This is a genomic window from Oscillibacter sp. CAG:155 (assembly GCA_000436875.1).
Lineage (GTDB): Bacteria > Bacillota > Clostridia > Oscillospirales > Oscillospiraceae > Oscillibacter.
This window is the reverse complement of sequence record FR890956.1, coordinates 164528-184959: the sequence shown is the minus strand read 5'-3', so window position 1 is coordinate 184959 and position 20432 is coordinate 164528. Positions and strand designations below refer to the sequence as shown.

The 20432-nt window shown below is 58.9% G+C and carries 21 protein-coding genes and 1 pseudogene; 20 read left to right on the top strand and 2 right to left on the bottom strand.

Features of this window, described 5'->3' with window-relative positions; all coding sequences use genetic code 11:
• The 14 genes and pseudogenes from QZL67_RS11605 to rpsU form a co-directional block, all read left to right on the top strand.
• A pseudogene (locus QZL67_RS11605) lies at window positions 1-957 on the top strand (hypothetical protein); the annotation flags it as partial.
• A 473-nt stretch (window positions 958-1430) separates the two neighbouring features.
• Complete coding sequence (locus QZL67_RS11695) at window positions 1431-2309, top strand: hypothetical protein (RefSeq protein WP_373887787.1); 879 nt, start codon at window positions 1431-1433, stop codon at window positions 2307-2309.
• Window positions 2310-2324: 15 nt separating this feature from the next.
• Window positions 2325-2570, top strand: coding sequence for a hypothetical protein (locus QZL67_RS11595; RefSeq protein WP_022290882.1), 246 nt, complete (start codon window positions 2325-2327; stop codon window positions 2568-2570).
• A gap of 18 nt (window positions 2571-2588) precedes the next feature.
• On the top strand, window positions 2589-3461 hold the full coding sequence (gene ftsY, locus QZL67_RS11590; protein WP_022290881.1) for a signal recognition particle-docking protein FtsY: 873 nt from the start codon (window positions 2589-2591) through the stop codon (window positions 3459-3461).
• A 23-nt stretch (window positions 3462-3484) separates the two neighbouring features.
• A complete protein-coding gene (locus tag QZL67_RS11585) occupies window positions 3485-3739 on the top strand; it encodes a hypothetical protein (RefSeq protein ID WP_022290880.1) in 255 nt (84 codons plus the stop codon).
• A 17-nt stretch (window positions 3740-3756) separates the two neighbouring features.
• Window positions 3757-4473 carry a ribonuclease PH gene (gene rph / locus QZL67_RS11580; RefSeq protein ID WP_022290879.1) on the top strand — a complete coding sequence of 239 codons (717 nt, stop codon included), beginning with the start codon at window positions 3757-3759 and terminating at the stop codon, window positions 4471-4473.
• 96 nt (window positions 4474-4569) lie between these two features.
• Window positions 4570-5160, top strand: a complete 591-nt coding sequence (locus QZL67_RS11575; protein ID WP_022290878.1) for an XTP/dITP diphosphatase — start codon at window positions 4570-4572, stop codon at window positions 5158-5160.
• Window positions 5161-5193: 33 nt separating this feature from the next.
• Entirely contained in the window at window positions 5194-5421 is a 228-nt protein-coding gene (locus QZL67_RS11570; protein WP_022290877.1) for a hypothetical protein, read from the top strand.
• 10 nt (window positions 5422-5431) lie between these two features.
• A complete protein-coding gene (gene yhbY / locus QZL67_RS11565; RefSeq protein WP_022290876.1) occupies window positions 5432-5785 on the top strand; it encodes a ribosome assembly RNA-binding protein YhbY in 354 nt (117 codons plus the stop codon).
• 1 nt (window position 5786) lies between these two features.
• Entirely contained in the window at window positions 5787-6977 is a 1191-nt protein-coding gene (gene nadD, locus QZL67_RS11560; RefSeq protein ID WP_022290875.1) for a nicotinate (nicotinamide) nucleotide adenylyltransferase, read from the top strand.
• 8 nt (window positions 6978-6985) lie between these two features.
• Window positions 6986-8512 (top strand): LCP family protein, encoded by a 1527-nt coding sequence (locus QZL67_RS11555; RefSeq protein WP_022290874.1) that lies wholly within the window; start codon window positions 6986-6988, stop codon window positions 8510-8512.
• A gap of 22 nt (window positions 8513-8534) precedes the next feature.
• Window positions 8535-8921 (top strand): ribosome silencing factor, encoded by a 387-nt coding sequence (rsfS, locus tag QZL67_RS11550; RefSeq protein ID WP_022290873.1) that lies wholly within the window; start codon window positions 8535-8537, stop codon window positions 8919-8921.
• Between the two features lie 493 nt (window positions 8922-9414).
• Window positions 9415-11925, top strand: coding sequence for a leucine--tRNA ligase (gene leuS / locus QZL67_RS11545; RefSeq protein WP_022290872.1), 2511 nt, complete (start codon window positions 9415-9417; stop codon window positions 11923-11925).
• Between the two features lie 222 nt (window positions 11926-12147).
• Window positions 12148-12333: a 30S ribosomal protein S21 gene (rpsU, locus tag QZL67_RS11540; protein ID WP_022290871.1), complete on the top strand. Its 186-nt coding sequence runs from the start codon at window positions 12148-12150 to the stop codon at window positions 12331-12333.
• 42 nt (window positions 12334-12375) lie between these two features.
• Here rpsU and QZL67_RS11535 read toward each other — a convergent pair whose 3' ends face one another.
• Window positions 12376-13149: a hypothetical protein gene (locus QZL67_RS11535; RefSeq protein WP_022290870.1), complete on the bottom strand. Its 774-nt coding sequence runs from the start codon at window positions 13147-13149 to the stop codon at window positions 12376-12378.
• A 77-nt stretch (window positions 13150-13226) separates the two neighbouring features.
• Between QZL67_RS11535 and QZL67_RS11530 the strand changes: the two genes are divergently transcribed.
• The 3 genes from QZL67_RS11530 to QZL67_RS11520 all read left to right on the top strand — a co-directional run bounded on the left by QZL67_RS11530 (window position 13227) and on the right by QZL67_RS11520 (window position 15094).
• Window positions 13227-13739, top strand: a complete 513-nt coding sequence (locus QZL67_RS11530; RefSeq protein ID WP_022290869.1) for a YqeG family HAD IIIA-type phosphatase — start codon at window positions 13227-13229, stop codon at window positions 13737-13739.
• A gap of 146 nt (window positions 13740-13885) precedes the next feature.
• A complete protein-coding gene (efp, locus tag QZL67_RS11525; RefSeq protein WP_022290868.1) occupies window positions 13886-14455 on the top strand; it encodes an elongation factor P in 570 nt (189 codons plus the stop codon).
• A 195-nt stretch (window positions 14456-14650) separates the two neighbouring features.
• The gene (locus QZL67_RS11520) at window positions 14651-15094 is read left to right on the top strand and encodes a CD1247 N-terminal domain-containing protein (protein ID WP_022290867.1); all 444 of its coding nucleotides are present in this window, start codon (window positions 14651-14653) and stop codon (window positions 15092-15094) included.
• A 158-nt stretch (window positions 15095-15252) separates the two neighbouring features.
• Here the strand turns inward: QZL67_RS11520 and QZL67_RS11515 are convergent, their stop codons facing one another.
• Entirely contained in the window at window positions 15253-16092 is an 840-nt protein-coding gene (locus QZL67_RS11515; RefSeq protein WP_022290866.1) for a BadF/BadG/BcrA/BcrD ATPase family protein, read from the bottom strand.
• 196 nt (window positions 16093-16288) lie between these two features.
• Between QZL67_RS11515 and QZL67_RS11510 the strand changes: the two genes are divergently transcribed.
• The 3 genes from QZL67_RS11510 (at window position 16289) to QZL67_RS11500 (ending at window position 20409) form a co-directional block, all read left to right on the top strand.
• Window positions 16289-17746 carry a nicotinate phosphoribosyltransferase gene (locus QZL67_RS11510; protein WP_022290865.1) on the top strand — a complete coding sequence of 486 codons (1458 nt, stop codon included), beginning with the start codon at window positions 16289-16291 and terminating at the stop codon, window positions 17744-17746.
• Between the two features lie 158 nt (window positions 17747-17904).
• Window positions 17905-19464, top strand: a complete 1560-nt coding sequence (gene cls / locus QZL67_RS11505; RefSeq protein ID WP_022290864.1) for a cardiolipin synthase — start codon at window positions 17905-17907, stop codon at window positions 19462-19464.
• 72 nt (window positions 19465-19536) lie between these two features.
• Window positions 19537-20409, top strand: a complete 873-nt coding sequence (locus QZL67_RS11500; RefSeq protein WP_022290863.1) for an ATP-binding protein — start codon at window positions 19537-19539, stop codon at window positions 20407-20409.
• Window positions 20410-20432 lie beyond the last annotated feature (23 nt).

Here is a 20432-nt window from a genome sequence, read left to right as displayed (position 1 = left end):
CGCAAGTCCCGCCTGGAGGAGGATCGTTCCGGCGCAGGGGACCAGATTGCTCAGGCGGAGCAGGAGGCAAAGGAGAACCGCAGCGCCCTGGAGGAGGCCCGGGACCAGGCGGAGGCCATGGGAAATATCATTGCCGGCCACAGCCTGCGGCTGGAGGAGCGGAAGAAGAAAGCTGCTGCCGCATCGGAGCAGCGGATGAAGCTCACCATGGATACCGGGGCACTGGATAACCGCATCCGCCTGCTCACAGAGATGGAGCGGGAGTACGAGGGCTTTTCCAAGGCGGTGAAGCTGGTCTGCCAGGCAAAGGGCGGCCTGCGGGGAATTCACGGCCCGGTGGCCGAACTGGTGCGGACGGAGCAGAAGTACTCCCTGGCCATTGAGATCGCCCTGGGGGGCGGCCTTCAGAATATTGTTGTGGACCGGGAAGAGGATGCCAAGGCCGCCATTGGCTTTTTGAAACAGCGCTCCGGCGGCCGAGCCACCTTCCTGCCGCTCACCGCCATCCGGGGCGAGGAGATGCGGGAGCGGGGCGTGGAACAGGCGGAGGGCTTTGTGGGTCTTGCCTCCCGGTTGGTGCGCTTCGATCCCAAATATCAAAATATCTTTTATAACCTGCTGGGCCGCACCGTGGTGGTGGAGGACCTGGACTGCGGCATTGCCCTGGCACGGCGGTACCGCAACGCCTTCCGCATCGTGACGCTGGACGGACAGGTCATCAACCGGGGCGGCTCTCCCCCAGCCGCAGTGCCGGCGTGCTCAGCCGGGCGGCGGAACTGGAACGGCTCCGGGGCCGGGCGGAGACCATGCGCCGGGAGCTGGAAACGGCCAAGGCGGCGGAGGAGTCCGCCAACCGGGAACTTGCTGCGTCCCAGTATGAACTGGAAACGGCGGAGGTTCAGCGCCGTCAGGCGGAGGATACGGTGGTGCGGCTGGAAGGCACGAAGAACCATCTGACGCTGCTGCTCCAGTCCCTGCGGGACAATCAGGAGAATCTGGCAGGAGAGCTGGAGAGTCTGGATGCGCGTCTGCGGGATAATACTGTCCGCACCGCTGAGACGGAGGCGGCACTGAAGGAGCAGGAGGAGAAAGCCGCCGGGCTTCGGGTCCAGGCAGAGGAACTACTCTCGGGACAGTCGGAATTGCTGGCAAAATCGGGGGAACTCACAGAAGAAATCAGCACCCGAAAATCTGAGCTGGCGGCGCTCACCGCCGAACGGGAAGCCACCGCAGCCCGGGGAGCGGACCTTCGCAGGCTTTGCGCGGAGCTGTCCGGGGACCGGACGCAGAAGGAAAAGACCCTGGAGAGTTATCAGAGCAATATTGACCAGGCCGCCGCCGAGATCGAAGAGCGGAAGGCTGCGCTGGAGACGCTGGACACCCAGCGGCAGGCCCTGCGGGAGCGGCTGGAGACGTTGAACGGTGAGAAGATGGCGCTGGAGGCGGAGCGCACCGCCCAGAATAAGCGCAGCCAGGAGTGCAACGAGGAGCTTTTGAATCTGGAGCGGTCGGTTTCCCGGCTGGAGCAGAAGATTGCCACCAGTGCCATGGAGGAAAAGCAGATCCTGGACCGGCTGTGGGAGCACTATGAACTCAGTCACTCCGACGCCCAGGCACAGCGGATTGAGCTGGAGAGCGTCTCCAAGGCCACCCGCCGTATCGGGGAACTCAAGCGGGACATTGGTGCTCTGGGTACCATCAATATCGGCGCCATTGAGGAGTTTGACCGGGTGAACGGGCGGTATACCTATCTCACCGGGCAGCGGGACGACGTGGAGAAAGCCAAGGGCGAGCTGGAGCGCATCATCGGGGACATCACCGACCAGATGACCAAGATCTTTGCCCAGCAGTTCAAGCTCCTTTCAGAGAGTTTCCAGACCACCTTTACGGAGCTTTTCGGCGGCGGCCAGGCCACGCTGGAGCTGGAGGATGAGGACGACATCCTGGGCTGCGGCATCGAGATCAAGGCCCAGCCCCCGGGAAAGACCCTTAAGACCATTTCACTGCTCTCCGGAGGTGAGAAGGCCTTTGTGGCCATTGCACTGTACTTCTCCATCTTGAAGGTACACCCCACGCCGTTTTGCGTCATGGACGAGATCGAGGCGGCCCTGGACGATGTCAACGTCACCCGGTACGCCCGCTACATGCGCCAGCTGGCGGGGAACACCCAGTTCATCGTCATCACCCACCGGCGGGGAACCATGGAGGAGGCGGACGTCCTCTACGGCGTCACCATGCAGGAGCGGGGCGTGAGCAAGATCCTGACTATCAACCTCAACGACATGGCCAAGGAACTGAAGATCGAATGAGGAGGGAATTCGGCTGTGAGTCTGCTGGAGAAATCTCTGCTGGTGGCCGGTGCGCTGTTCGGCGGAATCGCAGTAGCTCTTTTGGGTGTAAAAATGGACTGGATACAGGCAGTGGGACTGGGCTTTGCGGTGATGATTGTGGGAGCAGTGCTGAATTTTAGGCTGCTTCGCTGTCCGGATTGCGGCGCCTGGTTAGGCCGGTATCCCGGAGAGCATTGCCGTCACTGCGGGGCGAAAATCCCCTGGAGCGAGAAAAAATAAACCAAAAGGACGAGTGCTATGGGCTTTTTTGACAAACTGAAAAAAATCACCACCAATCTGTTTTCCGGCTTCACCGAGGCGGACGAGGCCTTTTTCGAGGAGCTGGAAGAGACGCTGATTCTGGCGGATTTGGGCATGAACACCGCCCTGGAGGCAGTGGAGCAGCTGCGCCAGCGGGTCCGGAAGGAGAAGCTCCGGGACCAGGAAGAGGTAAAGGCCGCGCTTCGGGAGATCCTGGCGGAGATGATCTCTGTGGGGGACACGTCCCTGAATCTCTCCACCACACCCAGCGTGGTACTTTTCATCGGCGTCAACGGCGTGGGCAAAACCACCTCCATCGGAAAGCTGGCCCACCAGCTCAAAGGTGAGGGCAAGCGTGTGCTGCTGTGCGCGGCGGACACCTTCCGGGCTGCTGCTGCCGATCAGCTGGAGATCTGGGCAGAGCGGGCCGGGTGCGAGCTGGTCCGCCAGCACGAGGGAGCAGACCCCGGCGCCGTGCTCTTTGACGCCCTCCAGGCAGCCAAGGCCCGGAACGTGGACGTGGTGCTGTGCGACACCGCCGGGCGGCTCCACAACAAGGCGAACCTGATGGCGGAGCTGACCAAGCTCTCCCGGATCATCGACCGGGAGTGCCCCGGCGCAGCCCGGGAGACGCTACTGGTGCTGGACGCCACCACTGGCCAGAACGGCCTCATCCAGGCCAAGCAGTTCCAGGAGGCCGCCGGCCTCACCGGCATCATTCTCACCAAGCTGGACGGCACCGCCAAGGGCGGTATCGTGGTGGCTATCGCCAAGGAGCTGGGGATTCCCGTCAAGCTGGTGGGCATGGGCGAGGGACTGGACGATCTGAAGCCCTTTGACGCCAAGGAGTATGTAGAGGCGGTCATCTGACTGTTCTTTGAAAAGGAGCGGTTATGCCGCTGTTTCAGACCCGGGAGCTGATCACGCTCCCCACTCTTGAAAAGCTCAGCGCTGCGCGGCAGGCTTTGTCTGTTGCCGGAATTTCTTCCACAGTGAAGATCCGGGGAGCGGTCCGGGGGCTGGAGTGGGCCCGCACCGGCAGTTTCGGGTTTCCGGCGGGAAGCGGGTATACCTATACCGTTTATGTGCGCAAACACGACTACGACCGGGGACGGAGCGCCATTGCCTCTGCCCTGCGGAATTTGTGAAAAAGAAGGATTTTGCTATGGTTAGACAGGATGGACGGGCGTACGACGAGCTGCGCCCCGTCAAGATCACCACGGATTTTGTGAAGTTTGCCGAGGGCAGCTGCCTCATCGAGTGCGGCGATACCAAGGTGCTCTGCTGCGCCAGCGTAGAGGACCGTACCCCGCCCCATGTGGCGGAGGGTACCGGCTGGGTGACGGCGGAGTACTCCATGCTGCCCCGGGCCAACCGGGAGCGCAGCAAGCGGGACGTAGCCAAGCTCAAGCTCAGCCCCCGCAGTGCTGAGATCCAGCGCCTGGTGGGCCGATCCCTCCGGGCTGCCGTGGACATGGAAAAGCTGGGGGAGCACACGATCACCATTGACTGCGATGTGCTCCAGGGAGACGGCGGCACCCGCACCGCCTCCGTTACCGGCGGCTTTATCGCGCTGAGCCTTGCCTGCCGCAAACTGGTGGACGACGGTGTCCTGGCCTCCAACCCCATCCGGCACTTTGTCACCGGCGTGTCCGCGGGCATCGTGGACGACACGGCGCTGCTGGATCTCCAGTACAGCGAGGACAGCCGGGCACAGGTGGATCTCAACTGCGTGATGAACGAACTGGGGGAGATCATCGAGCTCCAGGGCACCGGCGAGGGCCGGGCGTTTACGCTGGAAGAGCAGCAGGAGCTGGTGCGGCTGTGCGCCAAGGGCAATCAGCAGCTGCTGACTATTCAGAAAAAGGTCCTGGGCGAATGATCACCGGGGCCCGCACGGCATCATCGCCGGGCTGTCCGGCCGCTGCGGGCCTGTTTGAACCCTGTATCACAAGACGGAGCAAAAGGAGGAAGCCGTATGAAATTCGTTCTTGCAACCCATAACCCCGGAAAACTCCGGGAGATGGCCGCGATCCTGAGCCAGTACGGCGTGGAGGTGGTCAGCCCTGCCGATGTGGGCATCACCGTGGACGTGGAGGAGACGGGCACCACTTTCGCCGAAAATGCCATGCTCAAGGCCAAGGCCATCTGCACCGCGGCCAATTTGCCCGCCATCGCCGACGATTCCGGCCTCTGCGTGGATGCGCTCAACGGCGGCCCGGGCGTCTACTCCGCCCGCTATGGCGGCGAGGGCCTGGATGACAAGGGCCGCTATACCCTGCTGCTGCAGAATATGCGGGGGCAGACCACCCGGGCGGCCCATTTTGCCTGTGCCATTGCCTGCGCATTCCCCAACGGAGATGAGCTGACGGCGGAGGGCCGCTGTGACGGCACCATCGCCTTTGCCCCCATGGGGGAGGGCGGCTTCGGGTACGACCCGGTCTTTTTCGTGCCGGAAAAAGCCAAGACCTTCGGCCAGCTGACGGCGGAGGAGAAGAGCGCCATCTCCCACCGGGGAAAGGCCCTGAAGGCTTTTTCGGAAAAACTTGCAACTTATCTGGGCAAATAACCGTCGTATAAGAATACGGGAGGTGCGGACGAGATGAAAAAGGCCAGCCGCTGCCCCAAGTGCGGCGCAACGGACATCGCCGTCGTGCCGCCGGGACGATACAATTCCTTTCCCGTGGGCTTCCACAGCGCAAAACTGGAGCGATACATCTGCCTCTTCTGCGGCTTTACCGAAGAGTGGGTGGATGAGAACGCCATGGAAAGGGTGCGCCAATATTATGGAGAACTTTCCTCCGGCGGAGCCGGAGAGACGAAATCATAAGGAGACTTACATGGAACTGACAAGCAAACAGCGCTCCCAGCTGCGGAGCCTGGCCAACAGCATCGACACGATTTTGCACGTGGGCAAGGATGGCATCGGGGAAAACCTCATCAAGCAGGCCGACGACGCCCTGGAGGCCCGGGAACTCATCAAGGGCCGGGTGCTGGACAACAACCTGGAATACGACGCTCGCCGGGCGGCGGAGGAGCTGGCTGCGGCTACCCGCAGCGAGGTGGTGCAGGTCATCGGCACGAAGTTCGTGCTCTACCGGGAGAGCCACTCCAAGCCCAAGGAAAAGCGCATCCAGCTGATGAGCACCAAGCCCGCCCGCACCAAAAATCCCACAGGAAACAAGAAGGGTTAAGATGAAGATCGGTGTATACGGCGGAACGTTCAATCCGCCTCACCTGGGCCATGTGACGGCGGCCCGGGCGGTATCGGAACTGTTAAAACTGGATAAATTGCTGTTCATCCCGGCGGGGATGCCGCCTCACAAGCCTCTGCCGGCAGGAACGCCCACCCCGGAGCAGCGCTTGGAGATGACCCGCCTGGCGGCGGAGCAGACCGGCCTGGGGGACCGGATGGAGACGCTGGATCTGGAGATCCTGCGGGGAGGACGGAGCTATACGTCCGAGACCCTGGAGCTGCTGCGGCAACAGTATCCCAACGATGAACTGTGGCTGCTGATGGGAACGGACATGTTCCTCACGATCCAGACCTGGCATGATCCGGCGCGGATTTTCGAACTGGCGGGGGTAGCTGCCTTCGGACGGACGGAGGCAGATACCGAGGAGCTGTTCGCGGTTCAGCGGGATTATCTGTATCGGACCTATCCCAATGCCCGGATCTTTACCCTCACCATCCCCGGTGTGATCGATGTCTCCTCCACGGAGCTGAGGCAGGCCTTGGGAGAAGGTAAAGGCGGTACGCTTCTGCCGCCGGCGGTGTATGGCTACATCCTGCGCCACGGGCTTTACGGGACCCACGCGGATCTCAAGCATCTGCCGCTGAACCAGCTGCGGCCGGTGGCGCTGAGCTATTTGAAGTACAAGCGCATCCCCCATGTGCTGGGTACCGAGCAGGAGGCTATCCGTCTGGCGGAGCGGTACGGCGCGGATGTGGAAAAGGCACGGGTGGCGGCACTGCTCCACGACTGTACCAAGAAGCTGGATATGGACGAGCAGCTCACCCTTTGCCAGCAGTACGGCATCCAGCTGGATGAGCTGGAGCAGAAGGCGCTCAAGCTGCTTCATGCCAAGACCGGCGCTGCCATTGCCCGGGATGTGTTCGGGGTGGATGACGAAATTTACAGCGCAATCTGGTGGCACACCACCGGACATGCAAATATGACACTGCTGGAAAAAATTATCTATCTCGCGGACTATATTGAACCCTCCCGGGATTTTCCGGGGGTAGACAAACTGCGGAAAATGTGTTATGAAGATTTAAACGCGGGTCTGCTGATGGGCCTGGAGATGTCCATCGAGGAAATGACCGAGATGGGTAACCCCGTGCATCACGCGACGATAGAGGCGCGGGACGCACTGAAAGGATAGAAAAAAACGTGAATAGAGAGACTGGAAAGCATGTGGCGGGCGGGAGATCACAAAAGCCCCGGGAGAAGAAACCCAAAAAACCCAGCCGTCTGACGCGGCAGCAGAAGATCTTGATTGTAGTGGCCGTGCTGCTGGCATTGGTGCTGGCTGCGGTGGTAGCATGTCAGAGCCTGTTTGTCAAACCGGATCTGGATGCCAAAAAGCCGGACACGGAGGAAGAGAAGCTGGACTACGGAGACGGCGTGCGTCCCCGCAGCGGCGGTGAGCGGAAAAGCGAAGATTTTTATACGGTCCTGATCCTGGGCCGGGACACCGGCGGCGGCGGTAATACGGATACCATGCTTCTGGCCTCTTACGATGTGACCAATCAGAAGGCCACTGTCATGTCCATCCCCCGGGATACCATGGTCAACGTGGACTGGGACGTGAAGAAGATCAACTCCGTTTACAACATGAACGGCGGTGGTGACAAGGGAATCAAGGCCTTGTACCAGGAGATCTCTCAGCTGGTGGGCTTCGAGCCGGATTATCAGGTGGTCGTAGAATGGGAAGCCGTGGGCGAGATCGTGGACGCCATGGGCGGCGTTTATTTCGACGTACCCCGGGACATGGACTACGAGGACCCCTATCAGGATCTCTCCATCCATATCAAAAAGGGCTACCAGAAGCTCAACGGTGAGCAGGCCATGGGCGTTGTTCGGTTCCGGGACGGAAAAAACGGATACAATAACGGAGACATTGGCCGCATCGAGACCCAGCAGGCATTCTTGAAGGCTGTGATCGAGCAGATGCTCCAGATCCAGAACATGACCAAGATCAATCAGTTTGCCAAGGTATTCGAGGAGAACGTCACTACGGACCTCTCCTTCCAGAATATTTTGTGGTTTGCGCAGAAGGCGATCTTCGGCGGACTGAAAGTGGAGAATGTGAACTTTGTCACCATGCCCTATAAGGGTGTGTCCGCTTGGAGCCGGTATTATCACCAGAACCTCTCTTATGTGGTGCCGGTGGCGGATGAGCTGCTGGAACTGGTGAACAATGAGCTCAGCCCCTTTAAAGAGGTATTTACTCTCAGTGATCTGGACATCATGTATGTCAACTCCGATGGTTCCATCGGTTCTACCACAGGTCATGTGGAGGATTCCAAGGCGGCTAAGCCACCGGTGAAGAACTCCGGCAGTTCTGCCACGACGACCACACCTAACCCCAATGAGGAGCAGCCGGTGACTGATCCTAACGGAAACACCACTACGCCGCCGGAAACCGGCGACGAGACCGGAAGCCAGACCGGCAATGGGGGCAGCACCCAGACCGGCGGTGAGACCGGAAGCCAGACCGGCAATGAGGGCGGTGCCCAGACCGGCGGCGAGACCAGCGGCCAGACCGGCAATGAGGGCAATGCCCAGACCGGCGGCCAGACTGGCAGCGAGAGCGGGGGCCAGACCGGCGGCGAAACCGGAGCCGGGGAAACCACACCCCCCGCAGTCCCCTCGGAGCCGGATATTTCCATTATCGAGCCGGCTCCCACGGAATAATGAAACGGAAAGGAATTAGTCTATGACACCGAAAGAAATGGCAATTCTCGCGGCAAAGGCGCTGGATGAGAAGAAGGGCAAGGAGATCTCCGCCATCGAGATCACAGACCTGACCACCCTGGCGGATTACTTTGTCATCGCCACCGGCACGTCCAACACGCAGATCAACGCGCTGTGCGGCGCGGTGGAAAAGGCATTGAAGGAACAGGCCGGGGAAGACCCCCTCCGCCGGGAAGGCTACCGGGACGGAACTTGGGTGCTGCTGGACTACGGCTGCATCTGTGTCCACGTGTTTTCCTGCATCTGGGTCCACGTGTTTTCCGAGGAGGCCCGGGAGTTCTCCTCTCTGGAGCGGCTGTGGCACGACGGCAAGCCGGTGGATCTCTCCGGCGTATTGACGAAGGACTGAGCATCCTCGGGCGGCGGCATCACGCAAAATGAAAAACGGGCAGGCAACCGCCTGCCCGTTTTTGTCAGAAGCGGGGGAAGCAGGGAGAGGCTTGGATGGCGTTAAAAAATTTTCCGCTTTTTCCTTGACAATCCTCATAAAGCCACATAAAATAGCTCTGTTAAAGACTTTGATGGGAAGAAAGACGGAAGTTCCCGCCTCCAGAGAGCCGGCGGGCGCTGCGAGCCGGTGGGGGGATTCCGCGCATGACTGCTCCCGGAGTCTCCTGCCTGAACCAGCAGTAGGGCGGGACGGACAGGCCCCGTTACCGGTCCATGATCCGGTGGATCACAGAGGGCCGGTCGGGTGACCGACGGCTGAAACAGGGTGGTACCGCGTTTATGACGCCCCTGGCCAGTCGGTCAGGGGCGCGTTTTTTTACACGTTTGGCCCGCACAGGGCGGGCTCTGACCAAAGACAATACCAATCCGAAAACGGATGAAGGAGAGACAGCATGAAGTACGATTTTGCAAGTATCGAACAGAAGTGGCAGAAAAAGTGGCTGGGGGGGAAGCCCTTTGCTGCCGTCACGGGAGATAAGACCCGGGAGAAGTTCTACGGACTCATTGAGTTCCCGTACCCCTCCGGACAGGGGCTCCATGTGGGTCACGCCCGTCCCTTCACCGCCATGGACATCATCTGCCGCAAAAAGCGGATGGAGGGCTATAACGTTTTGTTCCCCATCGGCTATGACGCCTTTGGCCTGCCCACGGAGAACTATGCCGTTCAGCACCACATCCATCCTGCCAAGGTGACCCACGACAACGTGGCCAACTTCCGCAAGCAGCTGCACATGCTGGGCTATTCCTTCGACTGGGACCGGGAGATCAACACCACGGATCCGGAGTATTACAAGTGGACCCAGTGGATTTTCCTGCAGATGTTCAAGAAGGGCCTTGCCTATAAGGCGTCCATGCCCGTCAACTGGTGCACCCGCTGCAAGATCGTTCTGGCCAACGAGGAAGTCGTGGAGGGCGTGTGCGAGCGCTGCGGCGGCGAGGTCATCCGCAAGGAGAAGAGTCAGTGGATGCTGGCCATCACCAAGTATGCCGACCGTCTGATCGACGATCTGGATGATCTGGACTTCATTGAGCGGGTCAAGATCCAGCAGAAGAACTGGATTGGCCGGTCCGAAGGTACCGAGGTGGACTTCCACACCACCGCCGGTGACATCATGACCGTTTACACCACCCGGTGCGATACCCTTTTCGGTGTCACGTATATGGTTCTCTCTCCGGAGCACCCCTTCCTGGATAAGTGGAAGGACCGGATCTCCAACTGGGACGAGGTGGCCGCCTATCAGGCAGAGGCTGCCCACAAGTCCGACTTTGAGCGCAGTGAGCTCAACAAGGAGAAGACCGGTGTCCGTCTGGAAGGCGTTGCCGCCATCAACCCTGCAAACAACACCCAGATCCCCATTTATGTCTCTGATTACGTGCTGATGAGCTACGGCACCGGCGCCGTTATGGGCGTGCCCGGCCACGATCAGCGCGACTGGGAGTTTGCCACCAAGTTCGGCCTGCCCATCATCGAGGTGGTCCAGGGCGGCGACATCACCAAGGAGGCCTTCACCCTCAAGGACGACACCGGGATCATGGTCAACTCCGGCTTCCTCAACGGCCTGACCGTCAAGGAGGCCATCCCCACCATGAAGAAGTGGATCACGGACCAGGGCCTGGGCCATCCCAAGACCAACTTCAAGCTCCGGGACTGGGTTTTCTCCCGTCAGCGTTACTGGGGCGAGCCCATTCCTCTGGTGAACTGCCCCAAGTGCGGCTGGGTGCCTCTGCCGGAGGATCAGCTGCCGCTGCTGCTGCCGGAGGTGGACTCTTACGAGGTCACCGACACCGGCGAGTCCCCGCTCTCCAAGATGACCGACTGGGTCAACACCACCTGCCCCAAGTGCGGCGGCCCTGCCCAGCGTGAGACCGATACCATGCCCCAGTGGGCCGGTTCTTCCTGGTACTTCCTACGGTATATGGACCCCCACAACGACAAGGCCCTGGCCAGTAAGGAGGCGCTGGACTACTGGTCTCCCGTGGATTGGTACAACGGCGGTATGGAGCACACCACGCTGCACCTGCTGTACTCCCGCTTCTGGCACAAGTTCCTCTATGACATCGTGGATTGGTACAACGGCGGCATGGAGCACACCACCCTGCACCTGCTGTACTCCCGGTTCTGGCACAAGTTCCTGTATGACATCGGCGTGGTGCCCACCAAGGAGCCCTATGCCAAGCGCACCAGCCACGGCATGATCCTGGGCGAGGGCGGCGAGAAGATGTCCAAGTCCCGCGGCAACGTGGTCAACCCCAACGATATCGTCGAGCAGTACGGCGCCGATACCATGCGGCTTTATATCATGTTCATCGGCGACTTCGAGAAGGCGGCAACTTGGTCCAACGACGCGGTGAAGGGCTCCAAGCGGTTCCTGGATCGTGTGTGGAACCTGGCTGAGCAGGCGGACACCAGCTACGCCGTAACCCCTGCCAATGAGACGGTGATCCACAAGACGGTAAAGAAGGTCACCGACGACATCAATAACCTGAAGATGAATACCGCCATCGCGGCCCTCATGACCATGGTCAACGAGTTCTATGCCAATGGCTGCACCCGGGGCGACATGCGGTACCTGTTACTGCTGCTCAACCCCTTCGCACCTCACATCACCGAGGAGCTGTGGGAGACGCTGGGCTTTGCCAAGGAGAGCGGCAAGATGTGCTGCCAGGCCCAGTGGCCCAAGTTCGACGCCAGCAAGACCGTGGCCGCCACGGTGGAGATGGCCATCCAGGTCAACGGCAAGCTCAAGGGCACCGTGACCATGCCTACCAACAGCGAGGAGAAGGCCGTTGTGGAGGCTGCGCTGCAGGTTGAGAAGGTCCAGAAGGCCACCGAGGGCATGCAGATCGTCAAGACCATTCTGGTGAAAAACCGTCTGGTGAACCTGATCGTCAAGCCTCAGTAAGAAAATTCGACCGGCGAGGGCGGAATCTGCTGCAAACAGTGCCGGGTATTGCGCAGCGGGGGGATAGATACCTTCCGCTGCGTATTTATCTGTAAATTTTCCGGAAAAGACCTTGACATTTGCCTGCCAGGTCCGTATAATAGCTTTGTTAAAGCCATAAAATTGTATGGCCCTTAAAGTATCCTGGATTGAGCCGGATACCTCGGAGGGAGGGAAATATAGATGTCTGAAATCCACGTGAAGGACGGCGAGTCCATCGACAGCGCTCTGAAGCGTTTCAAGCGCAGCTGCGCCAAGGCTGGTGTTATCGCCGAGGTTCGTAAGAGAGAGCATTATGAGAGCCCCAGCGTCAAGCGCCGCAAGAAGTCTGAGGCCGCTCGCAAGAACAACAAGAAGCGCTACTATTGATGAAAAAAACGTGCTGTACCAGTTGGTACGGCACGTTTTTTCTCACCGCCTTCTGGGAAAGAGCCTGGGCAGAAGGTCCCGGACCTCCGGAAACGCGAAAAAGGCTGCCGGGAATCCCAGAGAGGCGCCGGTACGCAGCTTTTGAGAAAGGGTGTCGGCGTCGTCGTAGAGGACGAAGTGGGTCTCGCCGTTTCGGGTGTAAGTGAAGTAGCGGGCGCACAGATCCTGAGAGAAAAATACGCTGGGGGATTCCGTGGCCATCAGGGTATCCAGTGCCTCCTGGGACAGAGGAGTCCCCTCGCCGCTGGGGGCGGGAAGCTGAAAGTCCATCCGCAGCCGCTGGATGTCCAGGGCCAGATGACCAGCGCCGCCCCGCTGTTCCGCAGCCTCCTGGAGGCGCTGGACGAAGTTCCCGCCGGAAAGGGCGGTGCAAAGCAGCATCAGCGCCCCCGGTGCTGCCCGGATATATGTCTCCGGGACATAGAGACAGCGGCGGGAGGCGGAGAGGGACTGCTCCAGTTGCTGAACGAAAAGCTGCCGGTCCTGCCGGGGCGGTTCCTCAAAATCCAGCACCACACCGGTATATCCTCGCCGTCCGCACTCCCGCAAAATAGCGGCGGAGAGCTTTTCAGGTTCCCGGATCACAGGGGCCTCCCGGTCGCTGACGGACAGCAGGCCGCCCTGCGTCTGAAGCAGCAGATTCTGCCGCAGCAGGGAGGAGTCCTCACCGATCCGATAGGCCACATGGGCAAAGGAACGTCCGTACTGGGCTGCCTCCCGCAGCTGACCGGGCGTTACGGATAGATATACCTGCAAACGATCTCCCCCTTGTGCAATGATGATTTGCCTGTTATACTGATGACAGAAAAACTTATGCAGCAAAGGAGCCAGCCATGCCCTTTTCCCTGACACCGGACTGTATTTTTGATTGTTATGCCCAGATTACCCCCACATTCCTGCGCCAGCGGGGGATCACCCTGCTGCTCAGCGACCTGGACTTTACCTTGGCGGCCAAAAAGACTCGTCGGCCCGATCAGCCGCTGCGGGATTGGATCGCGGCGCTGAAGGCGGAAGGCATCACGTTTATGATCGTCTCCAATAACCGCTCCGGCCAGCGGGTGACGGAATTTTGCGCGGATCTCGGCGTGGGGTACCAGGGCCACGCCGGAAAGCCCAGTCCCCGGGGACTGGAGGCGGCTATGGCCCGGGCAGGTGCGTCTCGGAAAGAGACCGCCATGCTGGGGGATAAGCTGCTCACAGATATGCTGGCTGCCCACCGCGCCGGTGTCCTGGCGCTGATGGTGGAGCCGGTGGGCGGCGCCGTGACCGCCTGGCAGAAGGTCCTCCATGGACTTCAGGCGCCGTTTAAAGCCGTTTGCCGGCGGAGACTGGGAAAAAAGACCTGAAAAAAACGGGAAGCAGCTTGAAAAATACTTGCAATAGCGGACAACATAAGATAAAATATTCTAGGTAATTTTACTGTTACGGAAAAAACAGAGAAAATGTCCTTCCGCAGGTCGTTTTCTCGTAGATTTGTGAGGAGGAAAAAACTATGCCTACCATTACTGCCGGCGATTTCCGGAAGGGTATGATTTTCGAGATGGATGGAAAGCCCATGCTGGTCGTGGACTTCCAGCACGTCAAGCCCGGCAAGGGCGCTGCCTTTGTGCGCACCAAGTACAAGAACGTCATCACCGGTGCCGTTCGTGAAGAGGCCTTCAACCCCAGCGCCAAGTTTGAGCAGGGGGCTGTGGAGCGCAAGAACGCCGAGTACAGCTATAACGACGGTGATCTGTATTACTTCATGGACCCCGAGACCTATGACATGGTCCCCCTGAACAAGGACGTGCTGGGTGATTCCTTCCAGTTTGTCAAGGAGAACACCATGTGCTCTCTGGTCAGCTATAAGGGCAGCGTGTTCACCGTGGAAGTGCCCAACTTCGTGGACCTGGTGGTCACCGAGACCGAGCCCGGCGTCAAGGGCGATACCGCTACCAACGTGACCAAGGCTGCCACGCTGGAGACCGGTGCGCAGATCAAGGTGCCTCTGTTCATCAACGAGGGCGAGAAGATCCAGATCGACACCCGTACCGGCGAGTATCTGGGCCGCTGCAAGGAGTAATGATCAAAAGGGGGGACCGTGTCCCCCCTTTCGATTCATCCGCACCGGCATGAAAAGAGGAACTCCGGGGAAGTATTTGTCCATGGAGGTGCCGGATAGATGTGATCCCAACGGGAACTTCAAAGGCGAAAGAGTCAGCTCTGTCTTTGAAGCGAGTAAATAGGATATTTTCTGAAATCGAAAGGAGACGTTGTTATGGAAATCACCGAGAAGGTTGCCTACCTGAAGGGCCTGGCGGAAGGCATGGAGCTGGATACCGAGAAGAAGGAGGGCAAGCTGCTCTCCGCCATCATCGACGTTCTGGATGATATTGCGCTGGAGCTGGAGGACATGAAGGACGAGCAGGCGGAGCTGGCCGATGGCCTGGATGCCGTCAGCGACGATCTGGAGGACGTGGAGGACGTGGTCTTCGGCGAGGATGAGGACGACGAGGACGACGGCGACTACGAGTACGACGACCTGGACGAGGACGAGGATTGCTACGCCACCACCTGCCCCACCTGCGAGGAGACCATCTATTTTGATGAGTCCGTGCTGGAGGACGGCGAGGTTATCTGCCCCAACTGCGGCGAGAAGCTGGAGTTTGATCTGACCAGCCTGGACGAGGAGGAACCTGAGACTCCCGAAGAGGACCAGTAAGAAAAAACCGTCATACGGAAAAACGCTCCCGAGCCCATGAGGTTCGGGAGCGTTTTTTGCGCTTTGCAGGGGCGTCATATGACAGGAAGATGAAGCCCGACCAGAAGCGGCCGCTGCTGCGTCCGTTCAGGATTGAAAGGGCTGTTCCGAGGAGGCGGTCAGTCGATATGCTTTTTCCGCAGACTGCAGAGCCCGGCGCCGATAGCCGTGGCGAAGGTGGCGTTTTCGGGGATGATATAGTGGATATTGTAGAGGTGTTCAAAGTTTTCAAAGTTGATATGGACCTGGTCCAGCGTTGTCATGGAACCGGTCAGCACCACCGTGCGGCTGGAGCAGCACTGGCAGGCCAAAACTGTCATGGTACCGATGGCCTGGAGCACCAGATTTACTGCACCTGCCGCCAGGTCCGCCGGGGTGGCATCCTCTGCCAGATTGCCAAAGTTGGCGGCAGTCAGGGTGGGGTCCAGAGTAGGGGCGGGATTACAGGTGATGTCCCGGATGGTCAGATCCACCTGATTAAGATCTCCCTGCGCTGCCAGCTTTTTGATCTGGCCGAACCGCTCCATGCCTACCAGCTTACGGCACAACCCGCCCAGTGTGCCGCCGCCGATGCCGCTGCCGCACAGATGCCGTACGGTGCCGTTCTGCTCCGCCCACAAAAAGGCGGTGCCGGTGCCCATGGTGACTACCACAGCGGAGTCCTGACCGGACAGGGCCAGTGCGCCGGTGCCGCTGGCGGAGAACTCGTCCACCTTGCAGGTAGGTAAACCATAGATATCGCCGTCCACAAAGGAGGCACCCACACCGGTCAGCACCACACGGCGCACGTCTCCCAGAGTCAGATGGTTGCTGGTGAGATAGTTTCCAAGCGCGCCGTACAGGCTGGTTACCTGATCCTCCGCCCGTACCCGCAGCATGGAGATCACAGAGCCGTCTGCCCGCAGGCCCACGATTTTTGTGGTGGAGCCGCCGATGTCAATTCCTAAAATCACGTCCATGGTGAAGCGTCCTTTCCAATGGCGGCCCAGCCGCCGATTGATTTCATCATAGGGGAGGAGCTCCGCCTTGTCAATCCATAATTCACATTAAATTGACAAAAATTTGACGTTTTTTTAGAAAAGCAATTGCTTTTCCATTCCTGCCTGTTATAATAATTTCAGCGACACCCGATGCCGATAGATTTTGAGGTGTGATATGAAAACCGAACAAAAATTGAACATGACCATGCTCTGCGATTTTTATGAGCTGACGATGGGAAACGGATACCTTAAGGCGGGGTATCAGGACCGAATCACATATTTTGATGTGTTTTTCCGAACGGTACCGGATCAGGGCGGCTTTGCCATCTGCGCGGGGCTGGACCAGCTGATCGACTATATTGAAAACCTGCATTTTGACGAGGAGGACATTCAGTATCTCCGGGAAAAGCAGCTGTTCTCCGAGGAATTTTTGGACTACCTGCGCAACTTCCATTTCTCCGGCGACATCTGGGCAATTCCGGAGGGGACGCCCATCTTCCCCCGGGAACCGGTGGTTACCGTCCGGGCTCCTGCCATTGAGGCCCAGCTGATTGAGACTTTCACGCTGCTGACCATCAATCACCAGAGCCTGATTGCCACCAAAGCCAGCCGGATCGTCCGGGCGGCCAAGGGCCGGACGGTGCTGGAATTCGGTTCCCGCCGGGCTCAGGGCACTGACGGTGCCATCACCGGCGCCCGGGCCGCGTATATCGGCGGCTGCAAGGGAACGGCCTGCGCCATTTCCGATCAGCTCTATGGGGTTCCTGCCGGCGGTACCATGGCCCACTCCTGGGTGCAGATGTTCGATTCGGAATACGAGGCATTCAAGTCTTACTGTGAAATCTATCCCACCAGCGCTACGCTGCTGGTGGATACCTACAATGTGCTCAAATCCGGCGTTCCCAATGCCATCCGGGTCTTTGACGAGGTGCTCAAGCCCAAGGGAATCCGCAAGTGCGGCATCCGCATTGACTCTGGTGACATCGCATATCTGAGCCGGGAGGCCCGGAAGATGCTGGATGAGGCCGGCTGGACGGAATGCCAGATCTGCGCGTCCAACTCTCTGGATGAGTATTTGATTCGGGATCTGCTGGACCAGGGTGCACAGATTGATATATTCGGCGTGGGTGAGCGGATGATCACCGCCCGCAGTGAACCGGTGTTCGGCGGGGTGTATAAGCTGGCGGCCATTGAGGATGACAATGGAAACATCATCCCCAAGATCAAGGTCAGCGAGAACGTCAGCAAGATCACCACCCCCCACTTCAAAAAGACGTACCGCCTCTTTGATAAAGCCACTGGCAAGGCAGAGGCGGATTACATCACCGTGTATGACGAGACGGTGGATGAGTCCCAGCCGCTGGAGATCTTTGATCCTCAGGCGACCTGGAAACGCAAGACCTTTACGGATTTTACCGCTAAGGTTTTGCAGGTACCGGTGTTCCAGGGGGGTAAGCTGGTATACCAGCGTCCTACCCTGCAGGAGATCCAGCAGTATTGTGCGCAGCAGCTGGATACCCTCTGGGATGAGGTGAAGCGCTGCGAGAATCCTCACACCTATTACGTGGACCTGAGCCAGAAGCTGTGGGACATCAAGCAGGCGCTTCTGCGCCAGAACAGCGAGAATATCTGATTATGGAACCGGTCCCGTCACAACGGCGGGACCGGTTTTGTTACAGAATCGTAATTGCGGTTGGCAAGGCGGTTCGCTATAATAGAATTCAATAGGTTGCTGTCGGCGCATCAAAGCGGGGCAAACGGATATGCTGAAAGGGACGGGAGGGATCTTCCATGTCAAGAAAACGAACTGGGACCGAAGAGCGGACAGAGCGGCGGATCTCTGCTGTAACCAGCCTTTCCATGTGTGCGATGACGGTCATCGCGCAGATTGCCATTACCCTTCTGGTGACCCGCCTGCTGGAAGAGACAGCCAATGTAGTTTACTTTGTTTTGCGCCTGGCAGGCACGGTAGTGGCGGTGCGGGTGTATCAGCGGCACGGAAGTCCCAGCTATAAGCTGGTGTGGATGTGTCTTCTGCTGGCACTGCCGGTATCCGGCATGATTTTGTTCTGCCTCTGGGGCGGCACACACCAGGCCAAGAGTCTGAGCCTGCGGAAGATCCCGGTGCCGCTGGAACGGGAGAGCCTGCGGATGGAAAGCGCCGCCAATGTATCCCGCTTGAGCCGTCAGTCACCGGCCTGGGGCCGACTGGCGGCTTATCTGCAAAAGCGGGGCTTCTGGCTTTACCGCAATACGCAGGCGCAGTATTTCGGAGAGGGAGCCGATTATTTTGAAGATCTGATCGACCACCTGCGCCGCGCGGAAGTTTATGTTTTCCTGGAGTATTATATCATTGCCGAGGGCGGGATCTGGGACCGGATCTTTGAGGTCCTCCGCCAGCGGGCGGCGGCCGGGGTGGAAGTACGGGTGATCTTTGACGATTTCGGAAATCTGACCCGACTGTCGGATACCATGCTGCAGGCGATTCAGGATGCCGGCATTGAAGTGGAAGTCTTTAACCCGGTCCATCGCTATGTCAACCGCATCTATTTCAACTACCGGGACCACCGGAAAATCGCAGTGATTGATGGCTACTATGCCTATACCGGCGGCATCAACCTGGCGGATGAATACGCCAACCTGATCGTCCGCTTCGGTCACTGGAAGGACAGCGGCGTTCGCATCGAGGGAGAAGGGGCCTGGGGCTTTGCCCGTCAGTTTATCCAGATGTGGAAGATGATCGGCCGCACACTGCCCAATGAGGATGACTATTACCGTCCCCGGCAGGAAGGAGCCGGGAACGGCTGGTGCCAGCCGTTTACCGATGGCCCCATGAACAACCCGGATAACCCCATTGAAGAGACTTACCTGCAGCTGATTTCCTCTGCCCGCCGCATCCTCTACATCACGACGCCGTACTATGCGGTAGAGGAATATATGCAGCGGGCCCTGTGCATCGCGGCGGATGGCGGTGTGGATGTCCGGCTGATGGTGCCCGCCATTCCGGATAAAAAGTATGTCTATATGGTGGCGGAGACCTATTGGGGCGAACTGCTCTCCCACGGGGTGAAGATCTACCGCTATACGCCGGGATTTCTCCACGCTAAGAGTGTCCTGGTGGATCGGGAAGTGGCACTGGTGGGCAGCACCAACATGGATTACCGTACGTTCCAGCTCCACTATGAATGCGGCGTGCTGCTGTACCATATGCCGGCCGTGGAGGAACTGCTGGAGGATATGGATGCCATCATGGCCCAGAGCCAGCCATACACACTGGAGGAGTGGAACCAGCGGCCCTGGCATCGCCGGGTATTTGCGTCCATTTTGAAGCTGGGTGCCATCTGGCTGTAATGCTGGTTTGATATTTTCACACAGCAGACATCAATTCCGGTGTATCTGCAGTTCATATTTCTTGGAGGTCCTATGTCCCGTGAACTTACCCCTCAGGAGATTGCCGAGCGCAGTCTCATCAAAACCTATCGCAAGACGCTCTGGAACCCCTTTATCGCGGCGGTAAAGCGATACGAGCTGGTTCGTCCCGGAGACCGGATCGCCGTATGTATTTCCGGCGGGAAGGACTCCATGGTTCTGGCCAAGCTGATGCAGGAGCTGCTGCGGCATACAGACCGGCCCTTCCACCTGGAATTTCTGGTGATGGACCCGGGCTATAATGCTGCCAACCGGGCGCTGATCGAGGAAAATGCCCGAACACTTGGGATTCCCATCACTATATTTGAAAGCGACATCTTTGACGTCACGGTCCAGGTGGAGAAGAATCCCTGCTATCTCTGCGCCCGGATGCGTCGGGGCTTTTTGTACAGCAAAGCCCAGGAGCTTGGGTGCAATAAGATCGCGCTGGGACACCACATGTCCGATGTGCTGGAAACCACGCTGCTGGGCCTTTTTTACGGCGCGCAGATGCAGACCATGCCGCCCAAGCTCCACAGCCGGAATTTCCCGGGGATGGAGTTGATCCGGCCGCTCTACTGCGTCCATGAGGACGCGATCATTGCATGGAAGAACTACAATCACCTGCGCTTTTTGCAGTGCGCCTGCCGCTTTACGGAGGCCCGGGATGCCGCCGGGGACGGCGTGGGAGAGAGCAAGCGGCAGGAGATGAAGCTGCTGCTGCGGGAATTGAAAAAGACGAACCCAAACATTGAAAAGAGCATGTTCCGCGCCATTCACGGCGTACAGCTGGACACCTTCCCAGGGTTCAAGTACCGGGGAAAGGCCCATTCTTTTCTGGATTTCTATGATACGTCCGACGTCCCTTTTGAATCGGACGATACCTGATCAAGCGAGGCGACAACCATGGA